Annotated in this window: 12 protein-coding genes; 1 reads left to right on the top strand and 11 read right to left on the bottom strand. The window is 47.0% G+C overall.

Translation table 11 applies throughout. The features are described from left to right. Positions 1–139: 139 nt before the first annotated feature. Positions 140–3397 (bottom strand): GH32 C-terminal domain-containing protein, encoded by a 3258-nt coding sequence (locus KAI36_RS05165; RefSeq protein WP_220027145.1) that lies wholly within the window; start codon positions 3395–3397, stop codon positions 140–142. Positions 3398–3489: 92 nt separating this feature from the next. After that, on the bottom strand, positions 3490–3810 hold the full coding sequence (locus KAI36_RS05160) for a glycoside hydrolase family 32 C-terminal domain-containing protein (RefSeq protein ID WP_258382251.1): 321 nt from the start codon (positions 3808–3810) through the stop codon (positions 3490–3492). A gap of 523 nt (positions 3811–4333) precedes the next feature. Here KAI36_RS05160 and KAI36_RS05155 point away from each other — a divergent pair. Then, on the top strand, positions 4334–5383 hold the full coding sequence (locus tag KAI36_RS05155) for a substrate-binding domain-containing protein (protein WP_220027144.1): 1050 nt from the start codon (positions 4334–4336) through the stop codon (positions 5381–5383). A gap of 301 nt (positions 5384–5684) precedes the next feature. On the opposite strand, the gene KAI36_RS05150 is transcribed toward KAI36_RS05155, so the two are convergent. From KAI36_RS05150 to KAI36_RS05110, 9 genes are all read right to left on the bottom strand, one after another. Continuing rightward, complete coding sequence (locus KAI36_RS05150; RefSeq protein WP_220025381.1) at positions 5685–6578, bottom strand: IS3 family transposase; 894 nt, start codon at positions 6576–6578, stop codon at positions 5685–5687. Then, positions 6575–6871: a transposase gene (locus KAI36_RS05145; protein ID WP_220025382.1), complete on the bottom strand. Its 297-nt coding sequence runs from the start codon at positions 6869–6871 to the stop codon at positions 6575–6577. The genes KAI36_RS05150 and KAI36_RS05145 overlap by 4 nt, the downstream gene beginning before the upstream one ends. Positions 6872–7023: 152 nt before the next feature. Continuing rightward, positions 7024–9564, bottom strand: coding sequence for a rhamnogalacturonan lyase (locus KAI36_RS05140; RefSeq protein ID WP_220027143.1), 2541 nt, complete (start codon positions 9562–9564; stop codon positions 7024–7026). Between the two features lie 236 nt (positions 9565–9800). Then, positions 9801–11219: a YfcC family protein gene (locus KAI36_RS05135; protein WP_220027142.1), complete on the bottom strand. Its 1419-nt coding sequence runs from the start codon at positions 11217–11219 to the stop codon at positions 9801–9803. Then, entirely contained in the window at positions 11216–12436 is a 1221-nt protein-coding gene (locus KAI36_RS05130; protein WP_220028057.1) for a M20 family metallopeptidase, read from the bottom strand. The genes KAI36_RS05135 and KAI36_RS05130 overlap by 4 nt, the downstream gene beginning before the upstream one ends. 195 nt (positions 12437–12631) lie before the next feature. Then, complete coding sequence (locus tag KAI36_RS05125) at positions 12632–13519, bottom strand: LysR family transcriptional regulator (RefSeq protein ID WP_258382250.1); 888 nt, start codon at positions 13517–13519, stop codon at positions 12632–12634. A gap of 197 nt (positions 13520–13716) precedes the next feature. After that, positions 13717–16998: a DUF5704 domain-containing protein gene (locus tag KAI36_RS05120; protein ID WP_220027141.1), complete on the bottom strand. Its 3282-nt coding sequence runs from the start codon at positions 16996–16998 to the stop codon at positions 13717–13719. Between the two features lie 4 nt (positions 16999–17002). After that, on the bottom strand, positions 17003–17947 hold the full coding sequence (locus KAI36_RS05115) for a copper amine oxidase N-terminal domain-containing protein (RefSeq protein ID WP_220027140.1): 945 nt from the start codon (positions 17945–17947) through the stop codon (positions 17003–17005). Positions 17948–18391: 444 nt separating this feature from the next. Next, positions 18392–20716, bottom strand: a complete 2325-nt coding sequence (locus KAI36_RS05110; protein ID WP_220027139.1) for a glycoside hydrolase family 127 protein — start codon at positions 20714–20716, stop codon at positions 18392–18394. Positions 20717–20746 lie beyond the last annotated feature (30 nt).

Raw genomic sequence — 20746 nt, 5'->3', positions numbered from 1 at the left:
TTTCACATATGTGTCAAATTTAACGTCAGGTAATATATCACACAATTGACATGTGTGCGGTTACATTTCATATTCTCAATAACATTAAGACGTAAAAAAAGAGAGTCCGTTAAGACGGCTCTCCTCTGAAATAAGAAATTCAAATTGGCTCGATCCTTACATGTTGGTAAAATGCCTGCCCTCCAAATACATTCACACCCACATGTCCCTCGGTAAACGTACCATCTTCCAGGTCGATGACCTGCTCACCGTCTACATCAATGCAAATGCGCAAGCCCTCCGCCACGATTTTAATATGATGAAACATTTCCGGCAAAACGAATCTTGGAACCTTGGCAAGCACCTGCTGCTCCTCAAATCGACCCTCTTTTTTATAGAACAGACGGATGGATTTCAGATTGGGGTCCAAATTCAGATAATAGCCACTCGATCCGTCAGCATTGGCGCGAAATATCATGGATCCAGCACTCCCATTTCCATGCAGCTTCATATCAGCCTCATACGTAAAATCTTCCACCTGCTCAGTAGCCATATAATTCGCATCGCCGATATAACTTCCTCGTATCCCATCCGTTGTCACGATCCACCGCGATGCGGAAACATCTGCCTTCCAACCTGTAAGGTTGGTATGAAACACCCCACCGTGCACCTTAACCAAGGTACTACCGCGGACCGTATCCTCCGAATCGGAAGCCGTAACAACAGCTTCTCCTGGGGCAATCGCCTCCATTAGCGCACTCCCGTCCTCGGACCCGGTGATCTTTACAATCTCAGGATTGTTAGAGACCCAAATCAGCGAGTTTTCTTTTTCTCCAGACTCATCCTCCACACTCGCGTACAGACGCTTCGTCTGCTCCCTCGCAAGCTCCACATAAGTGTGATCCATGATCACTCTGGCAGACGAAGCAGCTGGTAGCCTCCAGCTGTTCCGCAAGGCATAAACATGGAGGGAAACAACTTTGACCACACCTCCCTGGCTGTAAAAGCTCATCCCTCTTCGCGCCGAATCGGGCAAAATAATCTCCGAAAATACGACTTCTCCATCACTCCCGAACACCTCAATCGAGGATTCGTCCACAAATATACGCATTTGGATTCGATTTTCGATAGGTGCAAGTGATGCTTTATGAAGCGTTGAAAACAGAGTAGAGAAATCTGTAAGCCCTGAATCAGCACGGTTTACAAACATTTGTTGTACGTCTGTTGTATAGCCGACCGCCGTTCTTTGCTCACCGCCATCCCGCACGTAAAACCCGAATGCTGAAGCAGCCCCAACAGAAGGCAGTTCGAACACCGCTTCAATCTCATAGGCACCTGCATCCAAACCTTCCAGTATATTCGGAGAAGATTCCGTGACACTTTGATTTTCTATCGCAAATAAACGGGAACGCAGCGAAGTCAGCTCGGATATCGGATGCTGTATCAAACGGATGCCTTCACGAGTTGTTTTTAGCGATAACTCTCTCGGGATGCTAAACTGTCCCTTCCAGGGAGAAGTCGGAAAGCTGAACGGATAGTCCCAATTCGTCATCCATGCCAGCATGATACGCCGCCCGTCGGGTACATCAGAGAAGGACATTGAGGCATATAATTCCTTGCCCCAATCGGTTTTTAACACCTTCCCCGGTGAATGATCATTTTGAAATTTGCCATCAGACGTCAGTTCACCGATAAAATATTCCGCATCCGAGCCTTGAGTGTTTGTGCTGGCTCCAGTGCTAATCATCAGCACCCATTTAGAAGTGTTACCATCGTCTACCGGAAGCTGAAATAGATCCGGGCATTCCCATACTCCACCACGTATATAATCACCATAGCCAAAGTTATCTGTCCAGCGCCAATCTATTAGGTTGGTGGAGGTGAAAAAACGGATATGATCGCCTCCCGACACTACCATAATCCAGCGCTGATAGGCTTCATCCCACACTACTTTAGGATCACGGAAATCCCAATTGCCAGGATCATTTTCACTTTGGCCCGGGTTCTCTATTACAATTGGATGGTCTTTCGGGTATTGCCATGTGCGCCCCCGGTCTGTGCTGTAAGCAAGACCGATTCTCTGGTTTCCCTTGGGCTGATCGGGATTGAAGGAAGTGTAATAGGCAATCAGCCCTGTTCCTCCATAGTCGCCGAACAAGCCGGAAGTATTGGTTAGATCAGCTACAGCCGAGCCGGACCAGATATGGCCAAGATCATTCCACTCCAATGCAAACGGAAGCCTTTTCCAATCCAGCAAATTCTGGCTGACCGCATGCGCCCATTGTCCACCATCCTGATGGAACAGGTGATACTCCCCCTCGAAATAAACCAATCCGTTCGGATCGCTCGCCGAGCCTCTGGCAGGGGAATAATGATACTGCGGGCGATATTTTTCTGTATAGTAATTCGAGACAGCGGTAAGGTAGAAATCCTGAAAATAAGCGATTCCTCCGGTCACTTTCAAGCCTGTAAAGCCGTTGGTATTGCTGCTATCCATGATATCAATTGCCGCAGGAGTATAGCCATCTACAAACACCTGAATCCGCTCTCCATGAGCGATGATTTCCAAGTGGTGTTTGCCGCTGAACCCACCCGGATATGTCTGCGCCGACCTTGTAATCAACGTTCCGTCCGCCTTCTTCAGTTGTACGCGAACCTGATTGCCTTCGCCTTGCACAGAAGCAACATATCCATCCTTCCCATCCTGACTCCCTCTGAAAAATAGTCCTGCTTCCATTCCCGGTTCAGAAGGATTCAGCGTCACACCGCCTTCCAGCACCAGGTCTGTAGCTGCGGAGCCATATATTTTCAACGCATCTTCTGTACTTGTTCCCTCCGCTCTTAGCCCCCGCAGGTCAGGTTGCCATTTTCCACGGATCAGAAGCGGTCCGCATAGATTCGTATTCATATCACTGACTTGAATGTTCTGAAATAACGCCGATCCATTCCAAACATTCAGCCCCAAATATCCTGATGTATAAGTCGTATCGAACACATCTATAATCGGGCGATATCCCTCATCCCAGAACACTTTAAGATGGGAGCCCTCTACGCTCACCTTGAGATGATAAATAGCTCCTTTTTTTAAATTGACCTGACGTTCCTCTTTCAGTTTTCCAATATCCCCGGCAGCATCCCGCAGCCGCAACAATCCGGCAGCTGGTACGATCTGGAGCATATAGGAAGACCACCCGTCCTCACTGGAACGGAATACTAGCGTAGCATCCGCCTGTGTGTCAGTGACCATCACATCCGCCTCAAAAGTAAAATTCTGAGACGTTGTTCCGGACATAGCCATCACATTTTCCTGCGGCTCCGACCTCAGCAAAAGTCCCTGGATGTTATCTTCTATGTGCCCCTGCCCTGTAACCTTCCAGTCCGTCAGATTCGTTCGCGTGTTTGCCAACTCCATCTCCATTCCCAACCTCCTGCCTTCCAGTACGGATTAACACTGCGCTTCCACTACAAAACAACAGGGAAATCACTGTATAGGTCATCATGAAGAAAATCTCATTTCAGCGTATAAAGCTCCAGCGAAAACAACGTGATCTGCTCTTCCGCTGTGAATATTTCAAGACCCCTAGATTCTGCATCAGGAAATATTAAATCGGTAATTACCACCTGCCCGTGGTTAAAAAACACTTCAATGGACGAACGATCCACATAGATATGAAGGTCCAATCGGTTTTCTGCCGTTTCCAGTGGGACTGCGTGTCTCCCTGCAAAGTCTTCATGAAAATCCGAACGACCTGACCTTGTCCGGTCTACATATACTTCCAGTGTTTCGGAAGCATAGCCGACGAGCGTCTCCTGTTCGTCTGATACCCGCAATCCCCCCCCAATCTGTAATAAATCGTCTGTACAACAAATTTGAAAAGGCTTACATTTTCCATCTTCAATTTACCAAATCGAAATGTTATTCGTCAATTATTTTTGTAAAAAATTCATTTACATTTGACTAAATATAGCATTAACAAATTATGCTTTTGCAAGAAGAAATGATAACAGTCATAGTATATAATCCAACTTTGAAAGTTACCCATTAACAATGACCGCTTTACTTATACAGCATGGATCTGTCCTCTCCGTTTCCCATGCGTACTTTTTTTGTCCAGCTTATATAAGATTGAATTCAAATTCATTTGTCGATCCGATGGAGATAAATATAAGTTATCAAATAAACCTTACAAATGTAAATATTATTTGTTTATTTGTAATGTGAACATTGCTATTTTATGCGAACTATTATACATTTAAGATACATTTAAGATACATTTAATATCTAAACGGAGAGCCGTAAGGGGCAACTGTACCTCTCAGGCAATCCATTTATTAGTGAAGGTGGAACCTGTCTATGAAGAAAGAAAAAGTCACCATTCAAGACATTGCTGACGCTTTGGGAATCTCTCGAAATACCGCGTCCAAAGCGATTAACGGTAATGATAGCATCCCGGTTGATACTCGGAACAAGGTCATTAAAAAAGCGATAGAACTTAAATATAAGCAATTTGCCTATGTGGAAACGGAGAGCATCATCCCGAAAAATCAAGGTAACATTGCCCTGGTCACATGCAATCTGCCGAACAGCTCACATTTTGGCTCCTTACTCATCAGTGGTTTGGAGAAAAGAATAAGCGCAGAAGGGTATAATCTGTCGATTCATATTGTGCGGGAAAATGAAATCCATGCAGGAACGCTTCCTAATAATTTTGAAGCCTCTAAGGTGGATGGAATTATTTGTATTGAAATGTTTGATCCACAATATAGTGAGCTTATTACGGATTTGGGACTGCCTACGATCTTTATTGATTGTTCTGTGGACATTTCTTATCCTGATTTGAAAGCGGATTTATTGCTGATGGAAAATGAACATAGTGTTTATTCTATCACCAAAAGCCTGATTCATCGTGGATTTACGCGGATCGGGTTTGCCGGGGATTATAAGCATTGCAAAAGCTTCAACGAGCGGTGGGTTGGATATAACAGAGCTTTAATCGAGGCAGGTCTAAATGTGGATTTATCTTGCTGTATCGTCGATCAGGACCGAAATTTTTTCTCCGAATCGGATTGGATGGATAAACAATTGGAAGGCATGAGCGTGTTACCGTCTGCGTTCGTGTGCGCCAATGATTTTATTGCCGTCAGTGTCATGAAAGCGCTCAAAAATAAAAACTTGAAAATTCCTGACGATATTGCCGTGTTTGGGTTTGATAACGCTCCTGAATCCCGGATTGTGGAACCTCATTTGTCCACCGTGCATATCTACAACAACGAAATGGGCATTACGGCGGCTGAGATGCTACTGGCGCGGGTCAAAGATCCTTCCCGACCTTATCAGATCACGCATATCAGAACAGAGCCGATATTTAGAGAATCCACTCCAGTGTTACAAATAGAAAGGTAAAAAAGGTGTTCTGACGATGCTCCGCGAACGGAACGTTGCTCCAATCGCTGTTGTATCCGGATTTTATTAAATAGCCTAGTGGTAAAAATCCGGATACAAAGGCGACCGCTCACGCTTTTTCGCAATCGTTCTGTCCTCTCCGCTGCTTTCAGCGTTTCCCTCATTATTAAGGATTTTCTAACCATCAATATAGACCTTGGATAGAGCTACCTCTACTGTGAAAGCTCTAAGAAAGCAAAGAGACAAGCCTCTAAATAATGAAGTGAACCCTGTCAAGTAGACAGCTATCAAAAAGCAATAATTAAGCAGCCTGAGTCCTGTATTCATAAGGAGTCAGGTTGTTTAGTTTCTCTTGAAAGCGTTCATGGTTGTAGAAATGGATATACTTTTGAACAGCATGCTCCACCTGTTGAGCTGAATGGAAGGCGTGGAGATAGAAACACTCGGTTTTAAAATGACTGAAGAAGTTTTCTATACATGCATTGTCCCAGCAGTTCCCTTTTCGGGACATGCTGGCCTGTATTCCGTATCGCTTGAGCAGGTTGGTATATTGGCGAGAGGTATATTGAAATCCTTGGTCGCTATGCAGTAGAACACCTCGCGCATCCTGTCGCTTCCTTGCCTTTTTCACTGTATCCAACACCAGGCTCAAATCGTTTCTGCGGCTGATCTGGTAGGCAACAATTTCGTTGTTAAAAAGATCCTGAATCGCGGAAAGGTAGAGCCTCTGTCCATTGAATATGAGGTAAGTGATGTCTGTTACCCACTTTTGATTCAACTGGTCGGCCTTAAATTCCCGGTTTAGATGATTGCCAGAAATGACATAGGCTTCTTTCTTGCCGTAGTAAGGTCTCTTCCTACGAATGATCGCCTTGATTCCTAGTTCACCCATAAGTCTCCGTACACGCTTATGATTTATATGTATGCCATAGATTCGATTCAACCAAACCTTCACCCTGCGGTAGCCGTATATTCCTTTCAATTTCTCGTAACAAGCCATGATTTTTAGCTTCATGGTTTCATCTTCCCGCTGTTTTTGTGAAACGAACATCTTTCGCTTTATCCATTTATAAAAGCCGCTTTTGGATACTCCGGCCAGTTCACATAGTAGTACGATGCTATGTCCCTTACTAAGCAATTCTTGGATCACCGCAAACTTTTTACTCTTGGGTACAGCCTCCATTCCTCCTTTCACATCTGCAAGAGCTTTTTTAGCATTTCATTTTCTGCTTCAAGGCGTTTCAGCTTGACCTCCGGATCTTCGGGGCGTGTTCGAGGTCTGCCGATGCCAGGCCCTTTTGCTTTGCCTCGTTTTTCCTCTAGACCTTTCATTCCCTCGGCTTTGAAGTGTCTCACCCATCGGCGAACCAGCGAAGCGTCAATCTCCATTTCTCGTGCCACGTTTTTATATCCAATTCCCTTGTTGAGGTACAGATCCACTGTCTTTTTCTTGAAGCTCACATCGTAAGTTTTTCTTATTACTCCCATAGAAAAATCCCCTCCATAATAGACAGATTAGTCGGCTTGCTCTTTTCTGTCTACTATGAGGGGATCATATCATATTCCCGAGGCTTGCCTTTTTGCTAAATCCATTAACTAATTTATACCCGGAAATAGAATCTTAGTCTTCAGCTAGTTGTTTATAAATCCTCTGCTGGAACTACAGGAACTACTGGGACTGCTGACTCTCCCTCTGTTTCCTTTGCATCTATTTCCACCCCATCGACTTTCGTTTCATCGATTTTCGTTTCATCGACTTCTTTTTCATCTACCTCTACTGCCTTTGCCTCATCCACCTCCGCTGCCTCTACTTCATCCGCTTCGTCGCTGCTATCTCCATCCATCAAGGCTTTTGGCGTGTAGAGCTTGGGAATCGGCACATTCGCCCAATCCATATCGGACGCAAAGTAAAAGCTCGTATAGGAAGGTTGATTATACCCGGTATTTTGACGCGCCACATCCGTGCGATATTGCGGATCATGCATTAACGTGTACAATTTATGCGTCGTAGGTTCTGTGCTCAGATAGATACGGATTGCTGAGCTATCCGCTGTGCGGACGAGCATTTCCTCCCGCCAGTCTCCGAAAATGTCGGCTACCAGCGATGGAGTTCCTTTCGTATAGTTGTTCGTTTTGGTTCCAGTGGCGGTCAACAATGTACCTCGTTTCCAATCTTCAATGGTTGGGGTTACATCAATTGCGCCGTTTACGATTTGTGTGGTCATATCAGTTGCCCATTTGATACTCATATTGGTACCGGGCATCTTCGTATCCAGCTGTTTACCCGCTGCGGTCCACAGGCCTATGGCCCACGTCTCCAGACCTCGCTGATCCGGGTCTATGTCACCGACCATCCCCCGACCTGTATCCTTGCCAGAATATGCGCCGTAAATGATTTCACCCGTTTTGGCATCCCGCAAAGAATAGCCATATGGAGCGTAGGTGCCACCTTCATGTACCATAAAGATTTCTTTACCGGGGCGATCCGGGTCAATATCGGTTACATGCAGCGCATCGCCATGTCCCAATCTGGCGGTTTGACCCGGAGTTGCGCTTTCAGGAGGCATAACATCAAATGAGCTGTACAACAGGCTGCCATCATGGTCAATCGTGGCGGAACCGTATACGATTTCGTCCTTGCCGTCACCGTCCACATCCACCACGCTCAAAGAATGCGCTCCCTGTGTGGTCAAGGTGCCAAATTTCGGGTCCGTTCCATCACGCCCGTGCGGACTATCGTTAAATGGATTGGTCATCGGTGTCCAGCCACTGTCCACCATCCAATGTTTTTGGAGATGGCGACCATCCCATGTGTAGGTAGCCAAAGTGGAACGCGTATAATAGCCGCGTGCAAATACGGCGTACGGCTTGCGTCCGTCCAGGTAAGCTACACCTGCCAGGAAGCGGTCTACACGATTGGCGGGTTCAATTCGGGCCATGGCGTAGTCTCCCCACATGAGGCCATCGTCATGACGCTCCGGCTCATAGCGGATGGTATCCAGCTCAGCTCCCGTTTTCCCTTTGAAAATCGTCAAATACTCCGGTCCATCGACGATGAAGCCCTCGAACTCTCTAAGCTTGTTTTTGTCGCTCCGTGAAGGTGCGTATACATCCATAAAGTAGTCTGTCAGGCTTTCGGCATCCTTTCGGGATAACGGATAACTGTACTTCGGAGCGATGCCAAAGCATTCCTCCAGCGTAGCAGGCCATTTTCCCTTGACCACTTCTTCATGCTTTGTCCAGTTCATGAACATGTTCACCACATGCTCATAATAATCCGAGCGACTCAAACGGTAATCGTCCTCATGTGTAATCCCTGCTTTGCGATCCTCACGTGGCAGAGTAATATATTTTTCTTTTTTCGGCTTGCCCTTCTTATCAAAAGAAATCGTTTTGGTCCCTGGGGCCGTTTTGAACATCAGCTCGGCTTTACCATCGCCGTCAAAATCGTACACCATCATCTGTGTATAATGCGCACCAGATCGAATATTCACGCCCAGGTCGATCCGATACAACAGCTTGCCTTCGGTCGTATACGCATCAACATACGTATTTCCGGTATACCCCTTCTGAGATACATCTTTGGAGTTCGACGGGTCCCATTTTACAAAAAATTCATATTGCCCATCTCCATCCACATCCCCCACACTCATATCGTTGGCCGAATAGGTATAGGATTCACCTGCGGGTGTTACGCCATCGGCAGGCTTTTGGAGAGGAAGTTCATAGTAACCCTGCTGCCATGGCTTCACTTTGGCGCTACGATCCTTTTCCCGTCCATTAACGACTGAAGCTACTCTGTATACCGATTTCCCATTCCCTTCCTTATCCACATAGTTGGTACTGTCGGTCACTGTCGCGATCTTCTTACCGTCACGATATACGTTAAAGTCCGCTCCTGTCAGCCCCGTTGAACCGTAACCGTTCACTTCTTGAGCTAATAACCGCCAGCTTAAAAATACTCCCTCCTGCGTCACCGCAGCTACCAGTCCGCGATCCAGCTTTTCCAGCTGAATGCTGCCGCTACGATTCTGTTCAACTGCGATTGCTGATTCCGCCTGTAGCGTCGGTTCGGACAAGTCTTCCGCAGCCACTCCTCCAGTCGTCCCCGTCATCGCCAGCATCGCTGCCAACGCGGCGGTCAAGCTTCCCTTTCGCCATGCGCCTTTCCCTTGAGCCATCCAGGTCGTCCTCCTCGAATGTATTGTGATGACAAGCAAATACCTGAAATGATTGCGCTTACATAAATTAAATTCCCTATTATTATAGTTTTGCCGTTCCCCCAAACGCGTTTAAATATCCGAGGATTTCTCTACACAAAACCGTGTTGTTTACTCATTCCAAATAAAACAGCCCCCACCAAGCCTGTAAACGGCATACTGAGGGCTCAATATATATCTAATTTTCCTTTTAAAATTTAGTGATATCCAATAACTTGAGCTACAACCACGAATACTGCACCCAGTACGAACCAGGTGGCCAGTAACGGCCAAAAGAAACGAACCCATTTCTGATATGGAATACCCGATACGGCCAAACTCCCCATTAAGGCTGAGGAAGTAGGCAAAATCATATTCGAAAATCCGTCTCCCAATTGGAAGGCAAGCACCGTCGTCTGCCGTGTAATGCCCAACAAATCTGACAGCGGCACCATAATGGGCATCGTCGTCGCTGCCATCCCCGAACCGGAGGTAATGAATACATTCATAATGTTTTGGAACACATACATGCCCAGCACTTGTACCGATTCAGGCAAATGTCCCACCATGATAGCAAGGCTGTTAACGATCGAATCAATCACATTACCGTGATCCAGTACAACCACGATGGAACGTGCAAAACCGATAATCAGCGCACCATAGGTGATATCTTTGGCCCCTTTGGCAAACTCTGTCGCAATGCGACTTGGCCCATAGCCTGCACAAAAGCCGGAAATGACTCCCATCGAAAGAAACAGGGCAGCCAGTTCCTCCATCCACCAATCTTTTTTGGACACTCCCCAGATCAACATCGCGAAGCTTACTACAACGGTCAAAATGATCAGGATATGCTTAAGCTGTATGGAAGGCAGATTGGATAGATCCACCGGCTTGTCTTCAGCGCTCTTTTCTAATTCGTAAACGAGGCTGCTTTCCGGGCTTTTCTTCACTTTACTGGCATAACGCATAATATATAAGCTCGTAATAACGATCAGAATGACCAACAGGATGGCACGAAGCCACAGCCCTGAAAAAATAGGAATTTGTGCAATCGCCTGTGCCAAGCCGACATTAAACGGGTTCAGCAGCCCGGCGGTAAACCCGCAGGAGGCTCCCAGCGAAATCATGGCCGTACCCGTCAACGCATCAAATTTCAACGCCCGGGCAATAGCAATACCAATCGGCACGAATACCATCACCTCAGTGGACATCCCCATGGTAAAACCACCTACGGAAAACAAGGTGATAAACACGGGAATGACCCATAACCCCTTGTTCGAAAAAGACCTCGCAACTCTTCCGGTCACCGCCTCAATTGTGCCCGAGGACGTAATAATCTGAAAGACACCGCCAATGATTAGAATGAAAAAGACAACATCAGCCGAATCGACCAGACCGGATACGATGGATTTCGGGATGTCCCACAGCGTAACCGGATTCGGATCGACATGAGCGTACGAACCGGGAACGAGCAGCGTTTTGCCGGTCGTTTCATTTTTAACGCGTTCAAACTCTCCAGCGGGAACGACATAAGTCAATATTCCAGCCACTAAGGTCAGAAAAATAAGAATGACAAAGGTGTGCGGCATTTTCAGCCATTTCTTAGGACCGCTCGGTACGGTCGTGTTGCTACTCATTCGGATGCTCCCCCGTTTCTCAACGCTTGCCATTGTTCAAATTCAGTCCGTACCTCTCTCAAAGCCACCGGATCGGTTACCAGATCATAAGCGGTCAGTGCCAGCGCTTTGGCGGCATAATTCATTTCAATCATGCCTTCCTCTGCTCCTGCAAGCCGGGCAAATTCCGGCGTATGCGTGGACGCGTCACCCAATCGGATATAAGGATGAATCGCTGCAGTAATCTGGCTGACATTGCCGATATCCGACGAACCGATCCCCCCTTGCGCAGGTGGCTCGTGAACCTCCAGACCCAGCTGCTCCAACTTGCTCTGGAACAAAGCCGCCAGCTTCTTGTTGGTATTGCGCTCCGCATAAATAAGCCCCTCGGCAATCTCCACCGTCGCGCCCATACCTTCTGCCGCCGCTCGAACAGCGCGATACACCTTGTCCCTCACCTCAGCGAGACCGACGACGGTTTGCGCCCGTAAAATAAACACAGCCTCGCACAGCTCCGGCACGACATTGGGAGCATCCCCACCTTTGGTAATAATGCCGTGTATACGTACGTCGCTGGTAACAAACTGGCGAACCGAATTAATCGCCACAAAGGCATTGATCATAGCATCGAGCGCGCTAATGCCTTTCTCCGGGGAGGATGCAGCATGAGCCTGCTTGCCATGAAACGTGAACGTGGCGTCCACGCAGGCCAGTCCCCCGCGTAAAACCATCGTTTTGTTCTGTGGATGCACCATCATCACGGCGTCCACACTGTCAAACACACCGTGCTCGCACATCATGATTTTGCCGCCACCCTCCTCCTCGGCGGGTGTGCCCAATACCACAATACGTCCGGGTAGGTCCGGTATCGCTTTTTTCAGGGCTATGGCTGCTCCGACCGATGCGGTACAGATCAGATTGTGACCGCAGGCATGTCCGATCACCGGAAGTGCATCATACTCTGCCAGCAAAGCAATTGTCGGTCCGCCGGGCTTCCCTTCCCATTCGGCGCGGAAGGAGGTTTCCAGTCCGGCAATCCCCTTTTCCACAGCAAAACCAGCTTGTTCCAGTGTACTCGTGAGCCATCCCTGAGCCTGATATTCATGAAAGCTCAATTCAGGATGGGTATGTATCGTTCGGGCAAGCTCCCGTAGCTCGTGATCCTTTGCATCTACAGCCTTCAAAATCTCTTCATGGGATGACGTTCTGCCATTATGTCCGTTCGTTGTTAAATCCATCAATGGAATACCGCCTTTCATTCGCAATAACGAATAATTATACAATCAATATTCAACATTGTATAAGCGAAGACCAGTGAAGTAAATTTAATATTTTTTGACTTTATCCTTAAAATTATTTTATATATGACATGTCAGTCCTTGATATACGCTATTTTTCACCATTAATTACGTATATTCAATGTATTTATAGCATCAAGACTGGAGCATCCATTCTATAAATCTTTCCACTGCCATAGGACGGCTGGATTTATTTTTATACAACATCCATGTTCTACGCAGGACAGGATCTCCATTTTTACGAATCAAATTAAATGCATACAGTTCATCCTTGGGAGAGATAAATATTTCGGGTACGATTGAATATCCCAGTCCGTGCCGAACCATTTCCTTGCAGGTTTCGTAGCTATCCACCTCCATAGAAACTCGTGGTGCACGGCCCATCCTCTCACTCCACCATGCCTGTACCGATTCATTGAACGAGGAATACATATGACCGGAAAGTTGCGGCTTCCCCGGGTCCTTATAACGAATCATTGGAAGCTCCGGCAATTGTTCAAGCTCTACAGCTTCTTTGGAGATCACGCAGATATGCTCCTCATGAAGAAGATGCTTTCCCTCAGACCAAGGGTAATCATTGCGGATGACACCCAGATGAATCTCATCCCCGCGCAGCATCTCATAGATTTCCGCACTGAGTCCGCAGGTGACTGAAAATTGCACGTCAGGATAAATATCTTTAAAGCTTTTAAGAATCGGCGGAAGCCGGTAATGCCCGTAATAGCTTGAAATTCCCAAGCGCAGCGTGCCTTTTACTTCCCCTCTCAGGTGAATGACAGCTTCTTTTAATTCGGTCAGTTCCCTCAAATTCCGCTTGGCATACTCCACCAGTCGCTCACCTTCCATGGTCAGCTTCGTTCCTCTGTTCCCACGTACAATAAGGGGGACACCGAACTCCTTTTCCAATTGGTTCAAACGGTAGGTCAAGGCAGGCTGTGTAATATATAGACGCTCGGCGGCACGTTTCAAGCTCTGTTCTTCTGCAATGTAGCACAACATCAAACAATCCTTTTCATCCATCATGATCACTCCTTCAGTTCAATCATTCCTTTGTTTAGCCGTTCCTTTGTTCTCTGTAGAAAAAAACCACAGATATATCGGTCTATTATAACGCATGAAAAACTTAGGCATAAAAAAACGGACAGTGGATTGATTCCCATTGTCCGTTTTCGTATTTTTCGCTCTAGCTGTTGATTAGGATTCGTCTTGATTTCTGCAAGCTAGTGAGGGACAAATGAACTAAAATCGTCCCGGCTGGACTGATCCGCATGATAAAATACTACATCCCCGTCCTGTAAATGAAAGGTATGCCCGTACGGGTCTTTTATCTCTCGGCGGTAACCCTCCAGTTGCCACTGGTTCAATAGCGGACCATTTATATACTGTAAATGCGGATGCTCGGTGTCCCCCTGACGGAGTGACTCCAAATTAAAGCGAACGACGATAAAGCCCGTTTTCTTGAATATATCCGTATGTTCGTTTAGCTCTCGACGGCGACTGACCTCGCGCAAATCCGTGCCTTTGATGACTGCGTATACATCAGCAGGCAGACTATATTCGCCATACCAGCGCTGAATCGACGCATTAGCGCGATCCAAATTGACCCCATCCGGCAGGTCTGTCTTCGGACCGATCAAGGTACGCACAGCCGCAGGCAGCACCAGCCAGTCGTAGCGTCCGATCCAGGTCTTGCTGCGTGCAATACGGTGGGCATACAGTGAAACATAGCGTTCCAGCGTCGACTGGCTTTGCTGTACTTCACTCAGCTCATGCTTGTAATGGTAGGCTGCCGTGTCCTGCATTTCCTCCATCGGCACATTGCGTAGCCGTTCATTCAAAATAACATATCGCTTTTCCCGATCCTCCGCCGATCCCAAACGGATAAATTTTCGACTGCCGGAATGTGTATACAGATCCACCTCTTCCCGCTGTCGCCCATCTTTGCTCACCCAATAGAACGATGGCGTGATGCGAATACCGTCCTTGGCGCTAAACATATTGCCTTTGGTTTTGAGGTCAAACTTGAAATGATAGCCTGTCTTGACCGCCACATTTGCATAACCTTCATATGGGTGACTGCCGGGACGAACGGGCAAGGTGAATGGCTCCGGGTTCCCTCTGGGCACCCCGTCAATATTGCCAAGCCCCGTCCAATAGGACAAACCGCTATGCATCGAGCTTCCTTTTCGCTGCCGAAACACCCGCTCCCAATGGTAATCGGCAATATCCGTGATATGAAAATCGTACATCCGTCCGATGACCTCTATATTTACCACATCATTGGCAACATGATGGGCGATATCCGTGTTGGCATGGCGCTGTTCGGTGAACCCGTCCGGTGCATTTTCGGCAATGGTACGGAACTCAACTGTGTAGTTGCCTTCATCCACCCATACGGGAAGATAAAAGTCTGTGTCGAGCTGCAGCACCGGAATGTCGATCCAGGTACCTCGTGGATAAAATTGTGTCTTCCCTTTGTCGTAGACATCGAACGGAAATCGCACCTGCTTGGTTCGTACATATTTGGCATACTCCCGATCACCATAGCCAGGAATATTTAAATGTGGGCCTGCTGTCGAGATCGTCACCCGGAAAGGGCGCTCCAAAATAAGCGCGGATCGTTCCTTCGTAGGTTGGGTTTTCTGGTTATGAGCAGCATCGTCCGACACACTAGACAGATTCACTACAGGAGTGTGGACAGTCACTGTATTGATCCCCTGTATCGGGAACGTTTTATCCGTACCTCCATTGATATTCCCTTTGAGAATGGCGTAAGTGATGTCACCGCTGCTGGGCGTATTGGACTTATTTATCTTATGCTTATCAATCACATGATCCGGACTGTCCAACACATCCGGCCCAATCGCTCCGGAAGAGGGAATAACTCCCGGCTTAGGGCCATTCACCTTAACACGCTCTGGATTCATAATGATCTTGTTTTCAAAGGTCAGAGTATCGTTTTCCACTTCGATTTCCTTAACAGCCCCCTCTGCCTTGGATTTCAGTACACTACGGTCATCAGGTACACTCGGCTTGCTGCTGCCACCGTTTTTGCTACGGCTACCGCCATCCACTGTCCCGGGTGCAGGGGGCGGATAAAAGTTGCCCTGAGTCGCTGCAACATAGGAAGGGGGTGTATAGGATTGCGGACGCAAAGTGATTGCTTCATTGGGTAACGCATAATTTCGGAGCGTAGCCTCCTTGATGCCGTACACCTCCAAATTATCTATCTTCCAGTAAGAATACGGACGGACGATCTGGTAAGTATAGGTTCGCTTCACAGTCTCACTTCTCCGAGATTTTTTCTTAGGCCGCCAGGTCAACCGATATTCCCGTTTTACGTTCACCGTATATGTACACTGGCCTGTCATGTTCACAAACTTATGTTGAAAAAGGTATCTCTTCGCTTGCACATGACCGTATAGGCTTTCAGATGTAGGAATACCTTTGGATACGTCAAATCGTTCCCGACCACGCTGGTCCGCTTTGATAACGGCAGATACTGTCGGGTCCAATTCCTCAGTTTCTAAGCGCAGACCTGGAACGGGGCGGGAGCAGACAACACCGTTCTTGTTTTCATCATCATCTTGGCAATCTGAGGGTGCTCCCTCTTGGCTTTCTCCAGGCTTAGGACAGCCCTGAGCTTCTTTGTAATACAAATAAGCGGTAAACTGCTTAAAAGAACCGTCATAGGTAAATCCGGGTACAATTCCCGGCAAAATATCTCCGCTTGGCGGTTTACCTGTCGTGCTTTTCTTATAACCCACATACTCATATTTCGGGTTGGTTGGCGGGGTAAAATCATACGGTTGATCAGCTTTTAGTTCATCTTCTATTGGTGTAAATACGTTGTTAAGCGATTTCCCATCAGTTGTAAAATGCTTGACGATTAGACTGCTCTCCAGTTCGATCTTGAACAGGATGGGCTGGTAGATGCGCCAGGCTTCTACTTCCTTTGCGCAGGTAGGGCAACTCTCTTCTTTTATATTTTCTGCTTGAACTTCTGGATTCAACCTTATGTTTACTGTAATCGGAATAATCGTGGTATCCGTACCAAGCCCCTGTTTCTGGAAAGGACGAACATCCTTATCATAATCTGTGCCTTTACTCATCGAGTAGGCATATTGTTCATAGTTATCAGAACGGGATTCTCTAAAGTATTCTGGGTGATTCTCATTGTCATTTTTCGTATACAGGCTTGCTGTAACTGCCTTGATTTTACGACCCGGAAAACTAAATTTATACGTGAATGTGGCTTCACCCTGCATGTTCTTATAAGGTTCCTTGCCGCCGTCTGTAACCCATTTACCCGCGGTATTCTTCCACATGTCGAAGTACATCATGCCGACAAAGTAACGGTCATTCTTGTCTGCAAAGTAGGACAACGGTGTAATTTCCGTATCGGCTACTGCCTTATTTGTGAGAAAAGAAAAAGGTGGGAACTGCAACAGTAGCAGTACCCCCACCAGCAATACGGCCAGAATGCGTTGTGCCTTCTTCATGCGCTTAATTACCTTTCCATGGGTTGACCATCATCGGAATATACTCCCTTGACGCTAATCCGAATGCAATATATTCAATGTCTTGGAGTTTAAAAGATTTATAATTTTTTATGCCTTGAAAGAGTTCGTCTCCAGACGAATAAATTGGGTAATAGATCATCTTTGTACCATCCCCATTGTCTTTTGTCATTGCTCTAAAAGGAGCGCGAAGACGGGTATCATTGTATTTGGTAATGAAAAAAATGCTGCCTGCTGTAGACTTCGTTTTTACCCTTATTTGGAGATATGGTACGCCGCTATGCGCCGTGTAAGGTTCAACAGAATAAATATCGTTCAGTAGCTTAATAGGCAAGTCAGATTGCTTGAAGATTACTACTTTGTCGTATGGCTTACCTGCAACATCATTAATGAGGTTTGGTATAGTGCCAATCGCCTTCTTATACGGTTCAATACTCACCGCCTGATGCCCCGTATCCTCCAGCGCAGCAATTTCTTTCTTTCCAATCCAGACCCAGCGGCTGACCTTATCCCACTCCACCGTTTGCCCCAGGCCTTCACTTACCAACCGCAGCGGCACAAAAGTACGGTTTTGCTTCAAAATAATCTTCGTTTCATACGTTTTGGTCTGCCCATCCACGGTAGCGGTGTTTTGACCCACTGTCATGTTAACAGCATGGGCGTCGTTCTTAATCGACACAGCCAATTGACCGCCTGTTTTCTCCCAGCCTACCTTAGCCCCTAGCGCTTCGGATACAAAACGAATCGGAACCATCACATAATCGTTACTATCCTGAAAAGGTTTAGCATCTGGAAACTGTATTTTTTTCGCGTTTAACAAGACTTCAATCGGTTTGGTGCTGCTTGCCGCCTCTGTCGTTGGAATCGTACTTATCGTGCCCCATAGCAACGTGACTGCGGTCAAACTCAACATCCATTTTTTCATACTCATCTCTCTATCCCCTTTGTCAGCTTAAACTTTAAACTTTAAACTATGTATATCATCTCTAATCTCATAAACTTATCGCATCCCCACTTTCGGAAAATACTGGATACAACTTATATATTATAGGGTTTCCCTATTACAAAATCTATAAGAAAAGCTTCTAATATAAAGTATTCCAAAAAATAGACTCTATTGAGCAATCCCTCCCCCTAAATCATAGAGCTGACTCCTTAAAAAAGTTATATTTCTGCAAAATCTCAACAAAAAAGGGCTGCCTCTCCCCTATGAAGGAAGAAACAGCCCGTGTGCTTCACGCGCAAAAAAAACTATGAATATATCAGTTCATACCACCATATGGATTATTCCAGCATCATCCAATATTTCTTACATCATAAATCATACCGGACTAAAAATCAAACGTTACTTTTCTCTCACGAAACATTTCAAAGATCATTCATGTATACCTGAACTTCCAGCTTGATAGAGTTGCTCATATACGTCCTTGTTGACCATCCTCAGCCCAAATAATCTGCGGATACGCTGTCCCGGCTTGGCCTTGAAGGTCACCGTCGCTTGATCCTTACCCTCCAGATATGCAGCCGGAATAGCAGTATTAACGTTGTAAAACTTATCGGCCTCATCAAAGCCTTCCCTAAAATGCTCAAGCGGATGACCGTTAATCAAAATATCAAAACCGCAGTTAGGCATTTCCAGTGTAGCTGTGTAGGTAATGACCAACAGCATCGGAGCAGACGGATCTGTATTCAGATCAAAAGAAAACCAGCCGTCAATTCCCGCATTCCGGTAAGGTCGGTTATTCACATATCCGGTGCGAGTCGAAGCATCTCCCTGGAAGTTATGATCTCGCTCCGGCTGCATTTCTCCGGGTTGGGCAAAATCAATCGTGCACTGCTCCAGAATCGCCAGCTTTTCGCGTGCCGCTGTGTATTCCTGTTCCGCCTCCTGCCACGCTTCCTTGGTAAAAATGTCCCAGTATACGGAATACGTACGGTCATGCATTTTATACAGAGGAGACAATTCCACATCCCGGGGATGCCCTGCATTCAAGGTACGAAACGTATTGGTCTTGCCTTCCACGGGCTGTATCCAGGCATCCAGCTTTTCCGTTTGGGGGATGAATACCGGTGTGTACAGGAAACCCTTGGCTTTAGGATCTTCTAAGGGTCCCAGGTCGCCTGCCAGCACCAGCGGTCCATACATGACAGCTGCCCGATCCGGGTTATCCGGCATCTGCTCCAGTCTCAGCGTCATCGGAATCGTCACCTCTACAACATCACCGTCAATCCACGTTCTGGCGATGGAGACAAAGCTGCCCGGTTCCGATACAACCGATTGTTCCTTGCCATTTACACGAATGGTAATTCCTCTTTCAGCCCAATATGGATAGCGGATGAGTAGCATAAATGAGGCAGGTTGATCGCATTGAATCTCCAGCGTCGTATGATCCGTATCTGGATAGGAAGTGTTTTGTTTTAGCGTAACGCCCGTGTCCTTCCATTCCAGCGTGGAAGCAATGAACTGATTGACATACAGCTTATCGTGATCGTGAAAATAAATGCCGCTGCCGTAGCTCGCATGGTTTTCCATCCCTGTGCCGACGCAGCACGTAAAATCATCAAATTTGCTTTCAAAATGCTTGTGCCCGCCCATCGCCAGCGACAGAAAATACGTTACGCCCCCGTGAACCGGGTCCTGCGAAGCCAAAATATGATTGAATAGACCTCGCTCATAAAAGTCCGCTTCCTTGGCGGAAACATTCCATTGAAACAGATGATTTGTCAGCTTGAGCATGTTATAGGTATTGCACGTCTCCGTCGTATGAGGCCCGATGCGATCATTCAAGCCATCTGGCGCTCCAAAATATTCTCCAAAGCTATTCCCGCCAATGACATACGAATGATGATCCACCACCCGCTCCCAAAAAAACTCCACCGTTGCCCGGCGTTTCGTATCATTGGTCAGCTCATATTCCTTGGCAAGCCCGATCAGCTTCGGAATCTGTGTATTGGCATGAATGCCCTGCAAACAGTCTTCCTGCGAGCTAAGCGGGTCCAGCACCAGCTTGTGCCAGAAGCACTCAGCCAGCCACAAGTAGCGCTCTTCCCCGGTATCCGCATACAAATCGGCCAATACCTCATTCATGCCTCCATATTCGCAAAACATCATCTGCTGCATCTGCTCATCGCTCATCGGCTTCATAATTCCTTCGAGCCAGTCCGCCAGCTTGCGCTCTACACCTAATGCCTTGTCACAGCCTGTCAAATGGTGTGCATCACGCAGACCAGCGAATAACTTATGCAGTGTATACAAGGGAGCCCAGGCACCGTTCAGGTCAAACCCCTTCGAGCGAATATTTCCAGCAGACACCTCTTCAAAAAGTTCCTTTCCCCCCGGAATCCCGGATACATATCCGTCACCATGCGCCTCCTGGCAAACGTCCAGCTCATCCGTAATATAATGTGCGATTTTTTTAAAACGCTCATCGCCCGTCGAAGCATACATCATGGAGCAAGCGGACAAATAATGTCCCAGTGTATGACCAGAAATAGTCATGGCTTCCCAGCCTTCATATTGAGGCGCTTTGGGCGTAAGTCCGGCATATTCCCGAAAACGCGCCAGCAAGCGGTCTGGTTGAAGCTCCAACAAATAAGATCGGTTCAGCTCCATCGCCTGTTTGAAGGGACCTTCAGCCAGTACCACCTCGTTCAGTGCGAACGGCCTTGCTTTCATATGGGCTTTTGCTTTAAGAGTCATATTCCGTTCCTCCTTTAAGGCGAATTTGGG

Origin of the sequence: Paenibacillus sp. S02, from assembly GCF_019454065.1 — a bacterium.
GTDB classification, from domain to species: domain Bacteria; phylum Bacillota; class Bacilli; order Paenibacillales; family Paenibacillaceae; genus Paenibacillus; species Paenibacillus polymyxa_B.
Note: the sequence above shows the minus strand (reverse complement) of the source record. Positions and strands in the feature narration are given on the sequence as shown.